General features: G+C 37.7%; 18 protein-coding genes, 1 pseudogene and 2 riboswitches. Of the genes and pseudogenes, 10 read left to right on the top strand and 9 right to left on the bottom strand.

Features of this window, described 5'->3' with window-relative positions:
- Window positions 1–2: 2 nt before the first annotated feature.
- Window positions 3–713 (top strand): CDP-diacylglycerol--serine O-phosphatidyltransferase, encoded by a 711-nt coding sequence (gene pssA / locus BR30_RS0122380; protein ID WP_026566945.1) that lies wholly within the window; start codon window positions 3–5, stop codon window positions 711–713.
- Window positions 714–790: 77 nt separating this feature from the next.
- Here pssA and qoxD read toward each other — a convergent pair whose 3' ends face one another.
- Genes qoxD through qoxA form a run of 4 tightly spaced genes read right to left on the bottom strand, consistent with a single transcriptional unit; the run spans window position 791 to window position 4,623 of the window.
- Window positions 791–1,084 carry a cytochrome aa3 quinol oxidase subunit IV gene (gene qoxD / locus BR30_RS0122385; RefSeq protein WP_026566946.1) on the bottom strand — a complete coding sequence of 98 codons (294 nt, stop codon included), beginning with the start codon at window positions 1,082–1,084 and terminating at the stop codon, window positions 791–793.
- Window positions 1,085–1,690, bottom strand: a complete 606-nt coding sequence (gene qoxC, locus BR30_RS0122390) for a cytochrome aa3 quinol oxidase subunit III (RefSeq protein ID WP_026566947.1) — start codon at window positions 1,688–1,690, stop codon at window positions 1,085–1,087.
- Complete coding sequence (gene qoxB / locus BR30_RS0122395) at window positions 1,680–3,656, bottom strand: cytochrome aa3 quinol oxidase subunit I (protein WP_026566948.1); 1,977 nt, start codon at window positions 3,654–3,656, stop codon at window positions 1,680–1,682. The genes qoxC and qoxB overlap by 11 nt, the downstream gene beginning before the upstream one ends.
- Window positions 3,646–4,623 carry a cytochrome aa3 quinol oxidase subunit II gene (qoxA, locus tag BR30_RS0122400; RefSeq protein ID WP_026566949.1) on the bottom strand — a complete coding sequence of 326 codons (978 nt, stop codon included), beginning with the start codon at window positions 4,621–4,623 and terminating at the stop codon, window positions 3,646–3,648. Before qoxA ends, qoxB begins: the two co-directional genes overlap by 11 nt.
- Window positions 4,624–4,997: 374 nt before the next feature.
- Here qoxA and BR30_RS0122405 point away from each other — a divergent pair, with 374 nt between their 5' ends.
- On the top strand, window positions 4,998–5,300 hold the full coding sequence (locus BR30_RS0122405) for a heme biosynthesis protein HemY (RefSeq protein WP_026566950.1): 303 nt from the start codon (window positions 4,998–5,000) through the stop codon (window positions 5,298–5,300).
- 274 nt (window positions 5,301–5,574) lie between these two features.
- Here BR30_RS0122405 and BR30_RS0122410 read toward each other — a convergent pair whose 3' ends face one another.
- Genes BR30_RS0122410 through BR30_RS0122420 form a run of 3 tightly spaced genes read right to left on the bottom strand, consistent with a single transcriptional unit; the run spans window position 5,575 to window position 6,524 of the window.
- On the bottom strand, window positions 5,575–5,982 hold the full coding sequence (locus BR30_RS0122410; protein WP_026566951.1) for an Hsp20/alpha crystallin family protein: 408 nt from the start codon (window positions 5,980–5,982) through the stop codon (window positions 5,575–5,577).
- Between the two features lie 12 nt (window positions 5,983–5,994).
- Window positions 5,995–6,237 carry a spore germination protein gene (locus tag BR30_RS0122415; RefSeq protein WP_026566952.1) on the bottom strand — a complete coding sequence of 81 codons (243 nt, stop codon included), beginning with the start codon at window positions 6,235–6,237 and terminating at the stop codon, window positions 5,995–5,997.
- A gap of 20 nt (window positions 6,238–6,257) precedes the next feature.
- Window positions 6,258–6,524, bottom strand: a complete 267-nt coding sequence (locus BR30_RS0122420) for a spore germination protein (protein ID WP_026566953.1) — start codon at window positions 6,522–6,524, stop codon at window positions 6,258–6,260.
- Window positions 6,525–6,733: 209 nt separating this feature from the next.
- Between BR30_RS0122420 and BR30_RS0122425 the strand changes: the two genes are divergently transcribed.
- Both BR30_RS0122425 and BR30_RS0122430 read left to right on the top strand, forming a co-directional pair.
- Entirely contained in the window at window positions 6,734–7,483 is a 750-nt protein-coding gene (locus tag BR30_RS0122425) for a Cof-type HAD-IIB family hydrolase (protein ID WP_026566954.1), read from the top strand.
- Between the two features lie 128 nt (window positions 7,484–7,611).
- Window positions 7,612–7,812 carry a cold-shock protein gene (locus BR30_RS0122430; protein WP_026566955.1) on the top strand — a complete coding sequence of 67 codons (201 nt, stop codon included), beginning with the start codon at window positions 7,612–7,614 and terminating at the stop codon, window positions 7,810–7,812.
- 97 nt (window positions 7,813–7,909) lie between these two features.
- Here the strand turns inward: BR30_RS0122430 and BR30_RS0122435 are convergent, their stop codons facing one another.
- Both BR30_RS0122435 and BR30_RS0122440 read right to left on the bottom strand, forming a co-directional pair.
- The gene (locus BR30_RS0122435) at window positions 7,910–8,107 is read right to left on the bottom strand and encodes a YwbE family protein (RefSeq protein ID WP_026566956.1); all 198 of its coding nucleotides are present in this window, start codon (window positions 8,105–8,107) and stop codon (window positions 7,910–7,912) included.
- Window positions 8,100–8,303: a hypothetical protein gene (locus tag BR30_RS0122440; RefSeq protein WP_026566957.1), complete on the bottom strand. Its 204-nt coding sequence runs from the start codon at window positions 8,301–8,303 to the stop codon at window positions 8,100–8,102. Before BR30_RS0122440 ends, BR30_RS0122435 begins: the two co-directional genes overlap by 8 nt.
- 259 nt (window positions 8,304–8,562) lie before the next feature.
- Here BR30_RS0122440 and BR30_RS0122445 point away from each other — a divergent pair, with 259 nt between their 5' ends.
- The 6 genes and pseudogenes from BR30_RS0122445 (at window position 8,563) to BR30_RS0122470 (ending at window position 13,741) form a co-directional block, all read left to right on the top strand.
- Window positions 8,563–9,033 (top strand): GyrI-like domain-containing protein, encoded by a 471-nt coding sequence (locus BR30_RS0122445; protein ID WP_026566958.1) that lies wholly within the window; start codon window positions 8,563–8,565, stop codon window positions 9,031–9,033.
- A 129-nt stretch (window positions 9,034–9,162) separates the two neighbouring features.
- Window positions 9,163–9,311: riboswitch (FMN riboswitch) on the top strand.
- Window positions 9,312–9,460: 149 nt separating this feature from the next.
- A complete protein-coding gene (ribE, locus tag BR30_RS0122450; protein ID WP_026566959.1) occupies window positions 9,461–10,120 on the top strand; it encodes a riboflavin synthase in 660 nt (219 codons plus the stop codon).
- A gap of 40 nt (window positions 10,121–10,160) precedes the next feature.
- Window positions 10,161–10,784, top strand: a pseudogene (gene ribB / locus BR30_RS34280) (3,4-dihydroxy-2-butanone-4-phosphate synthase); the annotation flags it as partial.
- 54 nt (window positions 10,785–10,838) lie between these two features.
- On the top strand, window positions 10,839–11,309 hold the full coding sequence (gene ribH, locus BR30_RS0122460; RefSeq protein ID WP_026566960.1) for a 6,7-dimethyl-8-ribityllumazine synthase: 471 nt from the start codon (window positions 10,839–10,841) through the stop codon (window positions 11,307–11,309).
- A gap of 57 nt (window positions 11,310–11,366) precedes the next feature.
- Window positions 11,367–11,558: riboswitch (cobalamin riboswitch) on the top strand.
- 193 nt (window positions 11,559–11,751) lie between these two features.
- Window positions 11,752–12,717, top strand: a complete 966-nt coding sequence (locus BR30_RS0122465; RefSeq protein ID WP_026566961.1) for an ABC transporter substrate-binding protein — start codon at window positions 11,752–11,754, stop codon at window positions 12,715–12,717.
- The gene (locus tag BR30_RS0122470; protein ID WP_026566962.1) at window positions 12,683–13,741 is read left to right on the top strand and encodes a FecCD family ABC transporter permease; all 1,059 of its coding nucleotides are present in this window, start codon (window positions 12,683–12,685) and stop codon (window positions 13,739–13,741) included. Before BR30_RS0122465 ends, BR30_RS0122470 begins: the two co-directional genes overlap by 35 nt.
- Window position 13,742: the final 1 nt, after the last annotated feature.

Genomic DNA, 13,742 nt, shown 5'->3' on the forward strand with positions numbered 1-13,742 from the left:
GAGTGATACATATTATCAGAAACAGTATTCCTAATTTATTTACCATTTCTAATTTATTTTTCGGATATTTATCCATCATGTATTCCGCCCAGGGGGATTACAAAAATGCAGCCATATTAATATTAATAGGGATGATGCTCGACAGTATGGATGGCAGGATTGCAAGAATGTTACGGGTGGATAGTGAGTTGGGGAAAGAGTTAGATTCGCTAGCAGATGTGGTAACTTTTGGTGTTGCACCGGCAATGATGGCATATTATTCATATTTCTCTGAGTTTGGGGTGGCAGGGATGGCCATTTCAGGATTATTCCCTTTATTCGGAGCCTACCGATTAGCACGTTTTAATATTAATGCTGTTAAATCTTCAAATCATTATTTTACCGGTGTTCCCATCACGGCAGGTGGGGGATTGTTAACTCTACTTACCTTATTCCAAGGTAAAATGCCAGAGCTCATTCTGCCCATTGCCTTTTTTATCATCTGTTACTTAATGGTGAGCACGATAAAAATTCCTAGCTTGAAAGATGTTCCACTACCCAAATATGGAATTATCGTCACGCTTTTCCTAGGGTACGCGATATACCTCGTCTTCAAAAAAGAGCAGCATCGCTTTCCATATTTCATCTATGTCGCAATCCCGCTATACATAGCTTTTATCATCTTCCAATTAGTAAGAAGAAAAAGAAAAAGTAACGGCGGAATAAAAAAATAAGAACAAAAAAAGGGTGTCAGGCACCATGTGAAGAATTCACGTGGTGCCTGACACCTATTTATTTACCTACATTTCTATTACATACCGAAGGACATAACCCAGATCGATCCCGCAACGGTTACGAAGGCGATGAAGAAGCCGTATACGACGTTGATTACCTGGGATTTGCCGTCTTCTCCTTCGTTCATATGCATGAACATATATAGTTGAAGGGCGGCCTGGATGACAGCTAAAGAGCCGATAATCCAGAGTATTGTTTTAAAAGGAAGATTGGTTTTCAGTGCCACACCAAGTGCTGCGAAGGTGAGTACTAATGACATAATAAAACCTAATACATGTGTAAGTGGAAAACCTTTTGTATTTTTAGCCATTTATGCCACCATCCTTGCTAAGTACACAAATGTGAAAATAAAAATCCAGACAACATCTAAAAAGTGCCAATATAGACCGATGATAAAAGTTTTACGAGCAGTAACAGGTGTTAAACCTCGTTTTAGTATTTGGATAATAACCATAGTCGCCCAGCCAATACCCATACTCACGTGCAGTCCATGTGTTCCAAGTAATACAAAGAAGCTAGAAAGGAAAGCACTTGTTTGCATTGTGGCACCTTCATGAACATAATGGATAAATTCTGTGATCTCCATGAACACGAAGCCAGCACCAAGGAGAAGGGTAATGATAAACCATAACAATAATCCATTCCGGTTATGACGGCGCATCTCATAAATGGCAAGACCACAAGTAAAACTACTAGTTAATAAGAGGATCGTTTCGACCATAACATCTTTTATTTCAAAAAGGTCCTTTGGAGTTGGACCGCCAGCATATCTCGCACTTAGGACAGAAAACACCGCGAAGAGGGTACCAAAGAGGATAATCTCCGCTCCTAAGAAAATCCAGAAACCGAGAATATTCATCCGGTTCTGTTCTGTTTGATATTCGAGTGGTAAGGCTGTGTTTACATTAGCTGACATGGCTGTTCCCCCCTTTATCGACGTTACGCCATGCTTTTTCAGTCTCTTTAATTTCGTCAACATGAACATGGAAGCCATCGTTATAATCGAATGAACGAATGATTAACCCAATAAGGATTCCTACAGTGGCTATAAGAGCCGCAATTTTCCATTCAAAGACTAGGAAGAAGCCTGCGATTCCAAAGATTACACCCATATAGATTGGTAAGCCGGAATTACTTGGCATATGGATTTCTTCAATTTCTTCGTCTTTCAACGTCAATCCTTCGTTATTCTTTTTCATATACCAGAAGCTATCGACAGATTTCACTTCAGGCAGTTTCGCAAAATTATAGAATGGAGGCGGTGAAGCAGTTGCCCACTCTAGAGTTCTTGCATCCCATGGGTCGTTAGAAATATTGCGGTCTGCATAACGTGCACTCCAATAAATATTATAGCAAAGCGCCCCAAAGCCGATTGCTAAAATGACTGCGCCTATTGTAGATAGCATGAATAGTGGTGCATACCCTGATTCAGCTGAATACGTGTATGAACGTCGTACTGCTCCGTCAAGACCTAGGAAGAACATTGGCATAAAGGTTAAGTTAAATCCAATTGTAAAGAACCAAAAATGTATTTTACCAATTTTCTCATTGAGCATATGGCCGAACATTTTTGGCCACCAGTAATAAAGTCCAGCAAATACCGCAAACACAACACCAGGAATTAATACATAGTGGAAGTGAGCGACAAGGAATAGGGTGTTGTGATATTGATAATCCGCTGCACCCATTGCAAGCATAACCCCAGTAACACCACCAATAATAAAGCAAGGAATGAACGCAAGGGCCCAAAGCATCGCTGTTGTAAACTGGATTCGTCCTTTTCTCATCGTAAATAACCAGTTAAACATTTTGACTCCCGTTGGAATGGCAATCATCATTGTCGTAATGGAGAAAACAGAGTTAACTCCTGGTCCAGCTCCCATTGTAAAGAAGTGGTGAACCCAAACTAGCATACTTAAAAACGCAATTCCCACGATTGAGAATACCATTGATTTGTACCCGAACAGCATTTTTCTAGAAAAGGTTGAAATAACCTCAGAGAACATCCCAAATGCGGGAAGGACCACGATATATACTTCAGGGTGACCCCATAACCAGAAAAGGTTAGCCCACATCATATCCATACCGCCACCCGCTAAGGTGAAGAAGTGAGTTCCAAAGATCCGGTCAAACGTCATCAATGCAAGCGCAACAGTGAAAATTGGGAATGAAGCAACAATAATCACTGACGCAATGAATGAAGTCCAAGTAAACATTGGCATTCTCATTAGTGTCATGCCTTTTGTTCTCATTTTTAAGATAGTGACAATAAAATTAATACCCGTCATTAGGGTGCCAATCCCAGCAATTTGCAGGGCAATGGCATAATAGTTATTCCCAATTCCAGGGGTAAATTCTTTACCAGCAAGAGGGAAGTAAGCAGTCCAACCAGCATCCGGCGACCCACCGACAACAAACGAAATATTAAACAGCATCGCACCACTAAAGAACAGCCAGAAGCTTAACGCGTTAAGTTGTGGGAATGCAACGTCACGAGCACCGATTTGCAGTGGGATTACCACGTTCATTAATCCAATTAATAATGGCATCGCAGCAAACAAAATCATAATGACACCGTGTGTAGTAAAAATTTCATTGTAATGTTGTGCATCTAAAAATTTCATCTCTGGACGTGAAGTTTGAGCCTTCATTAAAAGGCCGTCCACACCGCCACGGAAAAACATCAACACACCAGAAAGGATGTACATAATCCCAATCCGTTTATGATCAACGGTTGTTAACCATTCTCTCCAGAGCCATTTCCATTTCTTTAAATAGGTAACTCCAGCCACAATTCCGATCATTGTTAAGAGAATAGCAATCTGGGAACCTAGTATTAATGGGTTGCCAACAATAAAAAAGTCATGCCAATTAATGTTCATCTTGCTCACCTCCATCTGATTTCTCACTCTTGTCCATACCTTCCATGTCCATAGAATGACCAGTTGTTTCTTTCTCTTCAAAAATCTTTCCTTTAACGCCATGTACTTCGTATAATTCAGGATTTGTATAAGTTTTAGAATTCATATCCGCATGGTTTACCCAAGCTAGGTGAGTTCCAAGGAATGTTTCCCGACCTAAGTGTGTAGGCTTAAGAAGTTGATTGTATTTCTTTTCTGTTAACTTTGGAGCAGTGTCTTTAACTTCTTTTACCCATTTTTCAAAGGCTTGCGGGGATTTCGCTTCAACTGTAAATTCCATTTCAGCATATCCCTTGCCGTTAAAGTTTGTATTTCTTCCTAAAAATTCACCCGGTTTGTCCGCAGTAAGATACAGCTCTGTCTCCATTTTGTTCATGGTGTACTTTTGTCCACCTAAAGCAGGAACCCAGAAGGACTGCATTGTACCTGCAGAAGTTAACTTAAACTGTACAGGTGTGCCAGCAGGAATATTTACGTAGTTCACTGTTTCAATCCCTTGTTCTGGATAACTGAAAATCCACTTCCAATCAGCTGAAGTCACATTGATAGTGATTGGTTTTTTATTTTCATACCCAGCAGGTACTTTTTCTAGCTTATAGATTGTTTTAACAGTAGGAATCGTTAAAGCAATGACAATAAGAATAGGAATGACAGTCCAAATTATTTCTAATTTTGTGCTGCCATGTTCTTCAGGTGGTTCGTAATCTGCATTTTCAGGCTTAGCGCGATATTTCCAGATGATATATCCAAATAAACCAAATACAACGACAACCACTAGCAACATAAAAATGAGTGACCAGTTAATTAAATCTAGAATGTCACGCGCGGCAGGTCCTTTTGGATCAAAGACGACCATATTCGTACATCCGCTTAAAAGCAAAGTTGGTACTAAAGCTAACAGTGGAATTAAGTAGCTTTTTTTAAACATGAATTTTTCTCCCCTCCAAAATGTTCACTTTTACGATTATAATCGTGAAACCTTTCACAAACAAGACTTAACTACTTCTTTTTTTTTGGTAATGTAATGAATAATCCTAATTTAAATTAGTTATTATTTAATAGTAATTAGTCTGTTAGTCTTTTCTAAAACCTATATTAACAATAATGCTGTGATGTTAATACACGTTTTTCGATTAATTTGTGACAAATTTGTTAAGGTTTTAAAATTCCTTTCGAGGAAAAATATGTATGTTGATATTTACCTGGAAATTTAGTCTTTTTTGTTCGAAACTAATAATTGTCTATTTTTGCAAAAAAGTGGGATAATACGAAGGAATACATAGATAGAGGAGAGCAAAAAAGATGAAGGTAAAAGTGAATCGGAATGCAGCAAAAGCTTTGAAAAAAATGTTAGAACAAGAAGAAGCACAAGGAAAACTATTTCGTGTATATGTCACAAGTATCCATGGGGACCATGCCCATTATGATTTAAAACTGGACACGCCAACAGAAAACGATGCGGTCGTTACAAGTGATAAAGAAATTGATTTTATTCTTGATAAAAATGAGCCCACTTTAAATAGTATCTGGATCCAATATTTCCAATTACCGAAAGAAGAATGGCTTATTACCAATCCAACTATGGGTGTCCATCACCATCATTAATAGAATCCCATTAAAGCGCTTGTTTAAGACAGGCGTTTTTTTTATTATTTTTATTTTTTTGTGATAGAGGAGGGAATCGCTGAAGATAGCAGCCATGATGATTTAATCGAACAAGAAGGCATTTTTGCCAACCTATATCTTGTCCGATACCAACAATAATCACAAAGCAGGTATACCCTTCTACCATCATAGAAGGGAAATCTTTTTGTACTAAGCCTTCACAATATTGGCGAAGAGATTGACCCCAAAGGTCTTATATCTATAAAAGCCCTAATCAACGCTTATTTCGAGGGTATGATATATGAAGTAGTCCATTATTAATTTGTAAATGCATTAAATGAGCCTGTGTTGGTTCTGGAAGGTCAATTACTCGTTCAAAATCACCATATTCGCGCTCTCTCTTCAGTTCCATTTCTAATGGTAAAACAGGTTTTATTCTGCCATTAATTTTTAAATGTGTATTTGAAATTAAGCTAAGCGAAACATCTTCTTGATTTACCCCAGGTATTTCAAAAATAATAAAGTTATAATAATCATTTTGGTATAAGTCAAATTTTGGATTAAGCGATACTTCTCTAAAAAATTCATCGGGTTGTTTTTGCTTGAGTACACTAGACCAAAAATTGCTCTCTCTATACTCGTTTGTAATCTCTAGCCATTTTCTCATTTTTTCTATATCCATATTACTGCTCCTTTAAATTTGATTGGCTATAGGCATAGAAGGGTTAGCTATTTGATCCTGATCACTAACATCTGTATCTATATTGCCTGAGTTCATTAAAGCAGTAGCTGGTGAAAAATCACCTAAAGTGAAATTTGCTCCAACAAATTTACTATTAGCAGTATGGCTGTTATGCACAGTAGGACCTATATCAACACTCCCGTTTTGGGTGGCTCCATTTATCTTGAAATTAAAAATATTTATTTGATTTGGCATATCATATAACTCCTATAATTTTAGATTGGTGGTAAAGGTTGAATTGGTGTATTTATATTAGTAGAATCAGTAGTTCCAATAGAGGTTTGATCATTTACATCTGGATCATTTAACAGGTTTTCCATCATTGCCTCAGTTGGTGAAGTATCTCCATATGAAGCATTAATTCCTTGTAATTTACTATTGGCAGTGGGACTGTTATGAGATGCCTCCCCAATAGTTATGGATCCATTACCCGAAATACTGTTTATTTTTAGATAATATAAATTGATAACAACCGATGGCATCATTAAACACCTTTCTATTCTTGGCTTATGGGTACTATATGCATTAGAGTGCCTATATGTTACTTAATAAAGGATCTAACGAAAAACCGAAGGGTCCTTGTTCAATTGTTTCTTATAACGATATTATGTAAACTTAAATGTTTGATTAGTTTTTAGAAATGATGTTAATCTATAATGGGAAAAGTATGGAAGGGAGCATGTTAATACATATGGATAATTTTTATAATGACATTGAAGTCAAACTAGTTGCACTCGATATGGATGGTACGCTTTTAAATAATAAAGGACAGGTATCGGAAGCAAATCGCCAAGCCATCAAAGCTGCTAAGGACAAAGGAATCTATGTGGTTTTAAGTACAGGTCGTTCGCTTTTGACAAGCCGAGAGCATGCTGACGCATTGGAGCTTGATTCTTATTTGGTCACCGTTAATGGAAGTGAAATATGGGATGATCAACGTGAATTAGTTGAGAGGAACTTGGTAAAGTCTGATCTTGTCGAGTGGATGTGGAGGTTATCGCAGCAACATAACACTAAGTTTTGGGCGATTAGCACGGAACGTAATTGGCATAATGAAATGCCAGAGGACTTGCATACATTGGAATGGATGAAATTTGGCTTTAATATTGAAGATGACGAAACAAGAGAGTTAATTATGAAAGAATTACAGGCAAAGGGTGAATTTGAACTTAGTAATTCCACGTTGAAAAATATCGAAGTAAATTCGGCCGGGATTAATAAAGCGAAGGGTCTGGAGATTGTTTGTAACAAGCTCGGATTGGATATGAAAAATGTAATGGCCGTTGGTGATAGTCTTAATGATTTGGCGATGATCAAGGCAGCCGGCATGGGAGTTGCGATGGGAAATGCACAAGATCTTGTTAAAGAGTCTGCAGATTGGGTAACTGCCACAAATGAGGAAGACGGAGTCGCTAAAGCAATCTACAAATGGGTTTTATAAACAATGTTCATTTCCATGTAAAATTTTTAAAAATGTCATGGTATAGGTAAAAAGGAAATGGGTAAAAATATTTATGCAATCAATTTGCAATTTACATGTAATTGTTACATGCTAGGAGGCTACAAAGAATGGAATCAGGTAAAGTAAAATGGTTTAACAGTGAAAAAGGTTTTGGATTCATTGAGCGTGAAGGTGGAGAAGATGTATTTGTTCATTTTTCTGCTATTCAAGGCGAAGGATACAAAACATTAGACGAAGGTCAAGAGGTTACGTTTGAAATTGAAAGTGGCCAACGTGGACCACAAGCAGTAAACGTCCGTAAATCATAATGACCCGCCGATAAACAGACTCAAGCCTTTTGGGTCTGTTTTTTATTTCCATTAAAAAAGCCCACTTGCATCATTGCGCAAAGTGGACTTTCTTAAACTAACTATTAATTTCTTTAACTCTGCCAACTTGTCCATCCGTAAGCCTGACCTTTATGCCATGAGGATGAAAGCTGGACTTGGTTAATATATCCTTGACGGTCCCCTCAGTTAGTTTCCCACTTCGTTGATCCGCTTTTAGGACAATTTTGACGAGTGCACCTGGGGAAATATCTACTCGATTTTGACCACTAGACACCCATTTTTCTCCGCGAGTTACTTACTTTTTTCGTTTGCTGGCTTTGTAGTTTTTTAGTTGCCATCGAGTTATTTGAACCAGAAGTTCCACCAGCAGATTTGTTCTTCTTATTTTGCAGTTGTTGTTTCATCGCTTCTTGCAGACTTATTTTCTTCTTCGGTTCTTCCTGTGAATTGGTTTGATTTGTATCACTCATAAAAAAATCCTCCTATTAACATGTTAAATCCATTATAAGCTATTTTCATCCAAATTATAAAATTAACCTCTTAATTTAAAAAGATAGATAATTAAAAAAATTTTTGGACGTTATTTCTCAATTTTGGAATAAGCTCCTTTATTTTTAATACCTATACATGAGCGGACTTTTTGAATGAATTTAGTCGAATTATTTTTGCAGGATTTTAAGAGTTTCGATGAGAATTATATTAATATGATAATTCAAAAGGGGGATTAGCATGAGTATTCAAGTAATAGAAAAAGAAGAAATGAAGGTTGTTGGAATTTCATGGAACGGAACTTATTCACAAATCAGTACACTCCCAGGTCTATTTAAACAGATGCTAGATCGGCTAGAAGAAGTATCCTATCAAACCAAAGAACCTGTCTTGATCGCACCTTTTCACAGCAGAGAAACAGAATTTACATATTACGTTACAACTCCAGTTGAAAAAATTGAGGAAATCCCAGATGGTATGGTTGGTTTTACGATTCCAAGTAAAAATTATGTTTTTGCTACACATCGAGGAAGTCATGAACAAGTGGAAAGTACATATAAACAAATTCATGCTTGGATGGAAGAATATGGGTATGAACAGGATCACAATGCATTAAGTATGGAAGTATTTAAAGAAGAGCATAAACATCAAAATGAGACTGGCGAACTTTATTTTGATATTTATTTACCTGTAAAAACTTATAAACAATAACTAAGACGGGAAAATAAAGAAGGTAAAATAAGAATTAGAGCTGTCAAATCATCTTTAGGGCAAACTAAAAAGTGCTGATTACTTTACTATTAGAATGAAATATCATAACATATAAGTATATATTCGAATAATTTCCTTCGGGGTCAGGTGAAATTCCTAACCGGCGGTGATGAAGCTATGCTTCTTAGTCCGTGACCCGGTTAACATTATTTTGTTAAGCGGTGGATCTGGTGAAACTCCAGGGCCGACAGTTAAAGTCTGGATGGGAGAAGGAAAAGACAGGATTAACAATAGGGTGAAGTGTACCTATTTTTAAGCCTTTATTTTCTATTGTCTTTTTTCAAGACCCTGATGACTTATTGTTATCGGGGTCTTTCTTTTTTTAGAGTCAGAATTAAAGGGAAACATAGTAAGGAGTATGGACAATATGTTTACTGGAATAATTGAAGAAATTGGCGTAGTCGCGAACATCCAGCGGACCGGTGAGTCATTTGTTTTAACCGTTGAAGCAAAAAAAATACTGAACGATGTCCATCTTGGCGACAGTATTGCCGTTAATGGGGTTTGTCTGACGGTTACATCCTTTTCGGGGAAACTGTTCACGGTAGATGTGATGCCGGAGACGGTCAGAGCTAGCAGTTTAAACATGGTAAAACGAGGTTCAAAAGTAAATCTTGAGCGGGCGATGGCAGCAGGTGGAAGGTTTGGCGGTCATTTTGTTTCAGGACATATTGACGGGACAGGCATCATAAAGAGTAAAAAATCACTAGAAAATGCGATTTACTATGAGATTGAAGCCGAAGAGGAATTATTGCGATATGTAATTTTAAGAGGGTCGATTGCGGTGGATGGGACAAGCTTAACCGTATTTGCCGTTTCCGAAAAAAGTTTTACCTTATCCATTATCCCGCATACATTGTCAGAATCAGTTTTAGGGTTTAAGGGTTCAGGGGACATTGTTAATTTAGAATGCGATATGATTGGAAAATATGTAGGGCATTTTATGAAAAACTTTTCAAATGATTCCCAACCTAAAAGTTCCAAAGGCATTACCGCTGAATTTTTAGAAAAGAACGGCTTTTTTTAAAAAAGGATTCTTAATAAACGAATGAAAGGTGATATGAAACATGTTTAATAAAATTGACGAGGCCCTATCAGACTTGAAAAAAGGAAAGGTTGTCATTGTCTGTGATGACGAGAATAGGGAAAATGAAGGCGACTTTATTGCCCTTGCTGAAAAGGCAACTCCGGAAGTGATAAATTTGATGGCAACTCACGGAAAAGGCTTAATATGTGTTCCGATTGAGGAGGAATTGGCTGAGAAGCTTGAATTATCCCCAATGGTTTCCAAAAATACAGATCCACATGGAACGGCTTTTACCGTGAGCATTGATCACAAATATGCGGCTACAGGCATTTCTGCATTTGAACGTTCGGAAACGGTGATAAGTATGATTGATCCAGAATCGAAAGCGGCTGATTTTAAACGGCCAGGTCATACGTTTCCGCTTATTGCCAAAAAAGGTGGAGTCCTGCAGAGGACTGGGCACACAGAAGCAGCCGTGGATCTTGCCAAATTATGCGGCGCTACGCCTGCTGGGGTTATTTGTGAAATTATGAATGAGGATGGAACGATGGCCCGCGTTCCCGATCTTTTCAAAATTGCTAAGAGTATGAACCTTAAATTAATTACCATTAAGGATTTAGTTGAATACCGAATGAAAAAAGAACAAATGGTCAAGCGAGAAGTTTAGATGACAAGCTGTTAAGCTCTAATACACAAAACAATAGATGGAGGCACATACATGGGAAACATTTTTGAAGGAAATTTAGTTGGTTCTGGGTTAAAAATTGGAATTGTTGTTGGACGTTTTAATGAATTTATTACCAGTAAATTATTAAGCGGTGCACAGGATGCACTTAAAAGACATGGAGTTAGCGAGTCAGACGTGGACCTTGCTTGGGTTCCTGGGGCATTTGAGATTTCATTAATCGCTCAAAAAATGGCAAATAGTAATAAATATGATGCGGTTATTACGCTTGGAACGGTCATACGCGGTTCTACTCCACATTTTGACTTTGTTTGTAATGAAGTGGCAAAAGGTGTTTCTGCGATCAATTTAAAAAGTGGCATTCCGGTAATTTTTGGAGTGTTAACAACGGATTCAATTGAACAAGCAATTGAGCGTGCCGGAACAAAGGCGGGTAATAAAGGTTGGGATGCAGCAACCGCTGCGATTGAAATGGCAAATTTATGCAGAAGTATTGAATCATAAATTATTGTAAAAAAACATATACAATTCATTCCACTTTTTCTATAATTAACGTAACAAAAAATATTTTTTAAATTAGGTGCTAAAATCTTATCAAGAGATTTTATGCTTAAAAGGGAAGTTGTTAGAAGCCAACGCGGTCCCGCCACTGTAAATGGGAGCAACCTATAATATGTCACTGTCAATTACGATGGGAAGGCATAGGGAGCGATGATCATAAGCCAGGAAACCTGCCTAATTCTTGTGCGCCAAGTAACCTACGAGGATAGGAAGGTGTTGAAGGCTAGACTCCTTTTACTTTTGCTAGTAATAGAATCTATTCATACCAACATCTCCATTAAAACGTGGAGATGTTTTTTGTTGTTATCCAAGCCAATTTGTTTGGCACAAGAAAGATTTATTTTTTGTTACATACAAGATATAACACAGAAAGCAGGGGGAAAAAATGAAAAAATTGTATTCATTGCTGTTAGTAGTATTATTGACAGTAGGAGTGTTAGCGGGTTGTGCTGAAAAGAAAGACCAGGTAAAGGAAGAACCAAAAACTGGTGTAGAGAAGAAAACAGCGGAAATAACTTTTCCACTAACGCTTACGGATGCAACCAAGGCGAAAGTTACTATTGAAAAGAAACCAGAAAGTATCGTTTCTCTGATTCCAAGTAATACTGAAATTGTTTTTGCTTTAGGTCTTGATAAGGAAGTAGTGGGAGTAACCGATTTCGATAATTATCCGGAAGCGGCAACCAAGAAAGAGAAAATTGGCGGACAAGAAATAAACTTAGAAAAAATCATTTCCTTAAAGCCAGATTTAGTGTTAGCACATGCCTCTTGGGCTTCAAGTTCTGAAGCAGGTCTTCAGCAATTAAAAGATGCAGGGATTCCTGTATTAGTCGTTAATGATGCGCAAAACTTTGATCAAGTCTTTGATTCTATAGACTTAATTGGGAAAGCTACTGGTGAAACAGTAAAAGCTAATGAAATCATCACTGGGATGAAAAATAAATTAGCCGAAATTAAAGCAAAGGCTGGAGCGATAAAAGAAAAGAAAAAAGTATTGGTTGAGGTTTCACCGGCTCCAGAAATCTATACGTCTGGAAAGAATACGTTTATGGATCAAATGCTTAGTGTAATAAACGCTGAAAATATCGCTAACGATCAAGAAGGCTGGATTAAAATTGACCAAGAAGCAATGATTAAACGCAATCCTGATGTTATCGTTACTACCTATGGATTCTATGTCAAGAATCCTGTCGATCAAGTATTAACTAGGAAGGGCTGGGAAACAGTCAACGCTGTAAAGAATAAGAATGTAGTTGATGTGGATTCGGATCGTGTGACTCGCTCAGGCCCAAGGATTGTTGAAGGAGTAGAAGATCTTGCGAAGGCTGTCTATCCTGAAGTTTTTAAATAACAAGTATTTAGCCTTTTGTATAGCTGGAATTTTCCTTGTTCTTTCTATATTAATAGGTATTTCGATTGGAACGGTTTCGGTTCCAATCGTAACCATTATAAAGATAATAAGTGCAAAATTATTTGGGTTCATTTCCTTGGAGACCTTTGACCCAATGGATACGAGTATTGTCTTAAATATTCGTTTACCTAGAGTAATCTTATCAGGTCTTGTCGGGGCTTCCCTTGCTATTGCAGGGGCAGCCTTTCAAGGACTGCTTAGAAATCCGTTAGCAGATCCTTATACATTAGGTGTCTCCTCGGGAGCTTCTGTGGGGGCAGTTTTGACCCTGTTTTTTCAGCTGTCCATTCCCTTCATAGGATCCTTTACATTACCATTGCTAAGTATCCTATTCTCTTTTTTTACAATCTTCTTAGTACTCATGTTTGCGAGTAAAATCGAACGATCGATGCGAGTAGAAACCATTATCTTAACAGGTATTATTTTCAGTTCCTTTCTAGGAGCCATTATTTCGCTCATGATAGCACTGACAGGAGATGAACTTCGGCAGATCATTGGCTGGCTTTTGGGAAGTGTTTCCATGAGAGGCTGGGATTACATAAAAATCATTTTACCATTTTTCATCATAGGCTCATGTTTGCTTCTATTCAATGCAAAGGAACTAAATGCGATGTCATTTGGAGAAGAACGGGCACAACATTTAGGAGTTAATGTACATAAGAGAAAGCTCATAGTTTTAACGGCCGGCTCGATATTAACCGGGGCAGCCGTTGCGGTGTCAGGCACCATTGGTTTTGTTGGTCTGGTCATTCCACATCTGTCGAGATTATTATGGGGACCAGATCATCGCCATCTTCTTCCTTTGTCGATTATAACGGGGGCAGGTTTTTTAATTTTAGCTGACCTGGTTTCAAGAACGATCATTTCTCCAACAGAATTACCAATTGGTGTCATCACAGCTTTAATTGGTGCTCCGGTATTTGCAATAATCCTGCTACAAAGAAAAAGAGAAAGAAGTGGTTAAA

The organism is Bacillus sp. UNC41MFS5 (assembly GCF_000686805.1).

Bases quoted from the DNA above. Each gene is read 5' to 3' on its own strand.
- qoxD (WP_026566946.1), bottom strand. From the start codon at position 1,084: ATGGCTAAAAATACAAAAGGTTTTCCACTTACACATGTATTAGGTTTT.
- qoxC (WP_026566947.1), bottom strand. From the start codon at position 1,690: ATGTCAGCTAATGTAAACACAGCCTTACCACTCGAATATCAAACAGAA.
- qoxB (WP_026566948.1), bottom strand. From the start codon at position 3,656: ATGAACATTAATTGGCATGACTTTTTTATTGTTGGCAACCCATTAATA.
- qoxA (WP_026566949.1), bottom strand. From the start codon at position 4,623: ATGTTTAAAAAAAGCTACTTAATTCCACTGTTAGCTTTAGTACCAACT.
- BR30_RS0122405 (WP_026566950.1), top strand. From the start codon at position 4,998: ATGAAGGTAAAAGTGAATCGGAATGCAGCAAAAGCTTTGAAAAAAATG.
- BR30_RS0122410 (WP_026566951.1), bottom strand. From the start codon at position 5,982: ATGGATATAGAAAAAATGAGAAAATGGCTAGAGATTACAAACGAGTAT.
- BR30_RS0122415 (WP_026566952.1), bottom strand. From the start codon at position 6,237: ATGCCAAATCAAATAAATATTTTTAATTTCAAGATAAATGGAGCCACC.
- BR30_RS0122420 (WP_026566953.1), bottom strand. From the start codon at position 6,524: ATGCCATCGGTTGTTATCAATTTATATTATCTAAAAATAAACAGTATT.
- BR30_RS0122425 (WP_026566954.1), top strand. From the start codon at position 6,734: ATGGATAATTTTTATAATGACATTGAAGTCAAACTAGTTGCACTCGAT.
- BR30_RS0122430 (WP_026566955.1), top strand. From the start codon at position 7,612: ATGGAATCAGGTAAAGTAAAATGGTTTAACAGTGAAAAAGGTTTTGGA.
- BR30_RS0122440 (WP_026566957.1), bottom strand. From the start codon at position 8,303: ATGAGTGATACAAATCAAACCAATTCACAGGAAGAACCGAAGAAGAAA.
- BR30_RS0122445 (WP_026566958.1), top strand. From the start codon at position 8,563: ATGAGTATTCAAGTAATAGAAAAAGAAGAAATGAAGGTTGTTGGAATT.
- ribE (WP_026566959.1), top strand. From the start codon at position 9,461: ATGTTTACTGGAATAATTGAAGAAATTGGCGTAGTCGCGAACATCCAG.
- ribH (WP_026566960.1), top strand. From the start codon at position 10,839: ATGGGAAACATTTTTGAAGGAAATTTAGTTGGTTCTGGGTTAAAAATT.
- BR30_RS0122465 (WP_026566961.1), top strand. From the start codon at position 11,752: ATGAAAAAATTGTATTCATTGCTGTTAGTAGTATTATTGACAGTAGGA.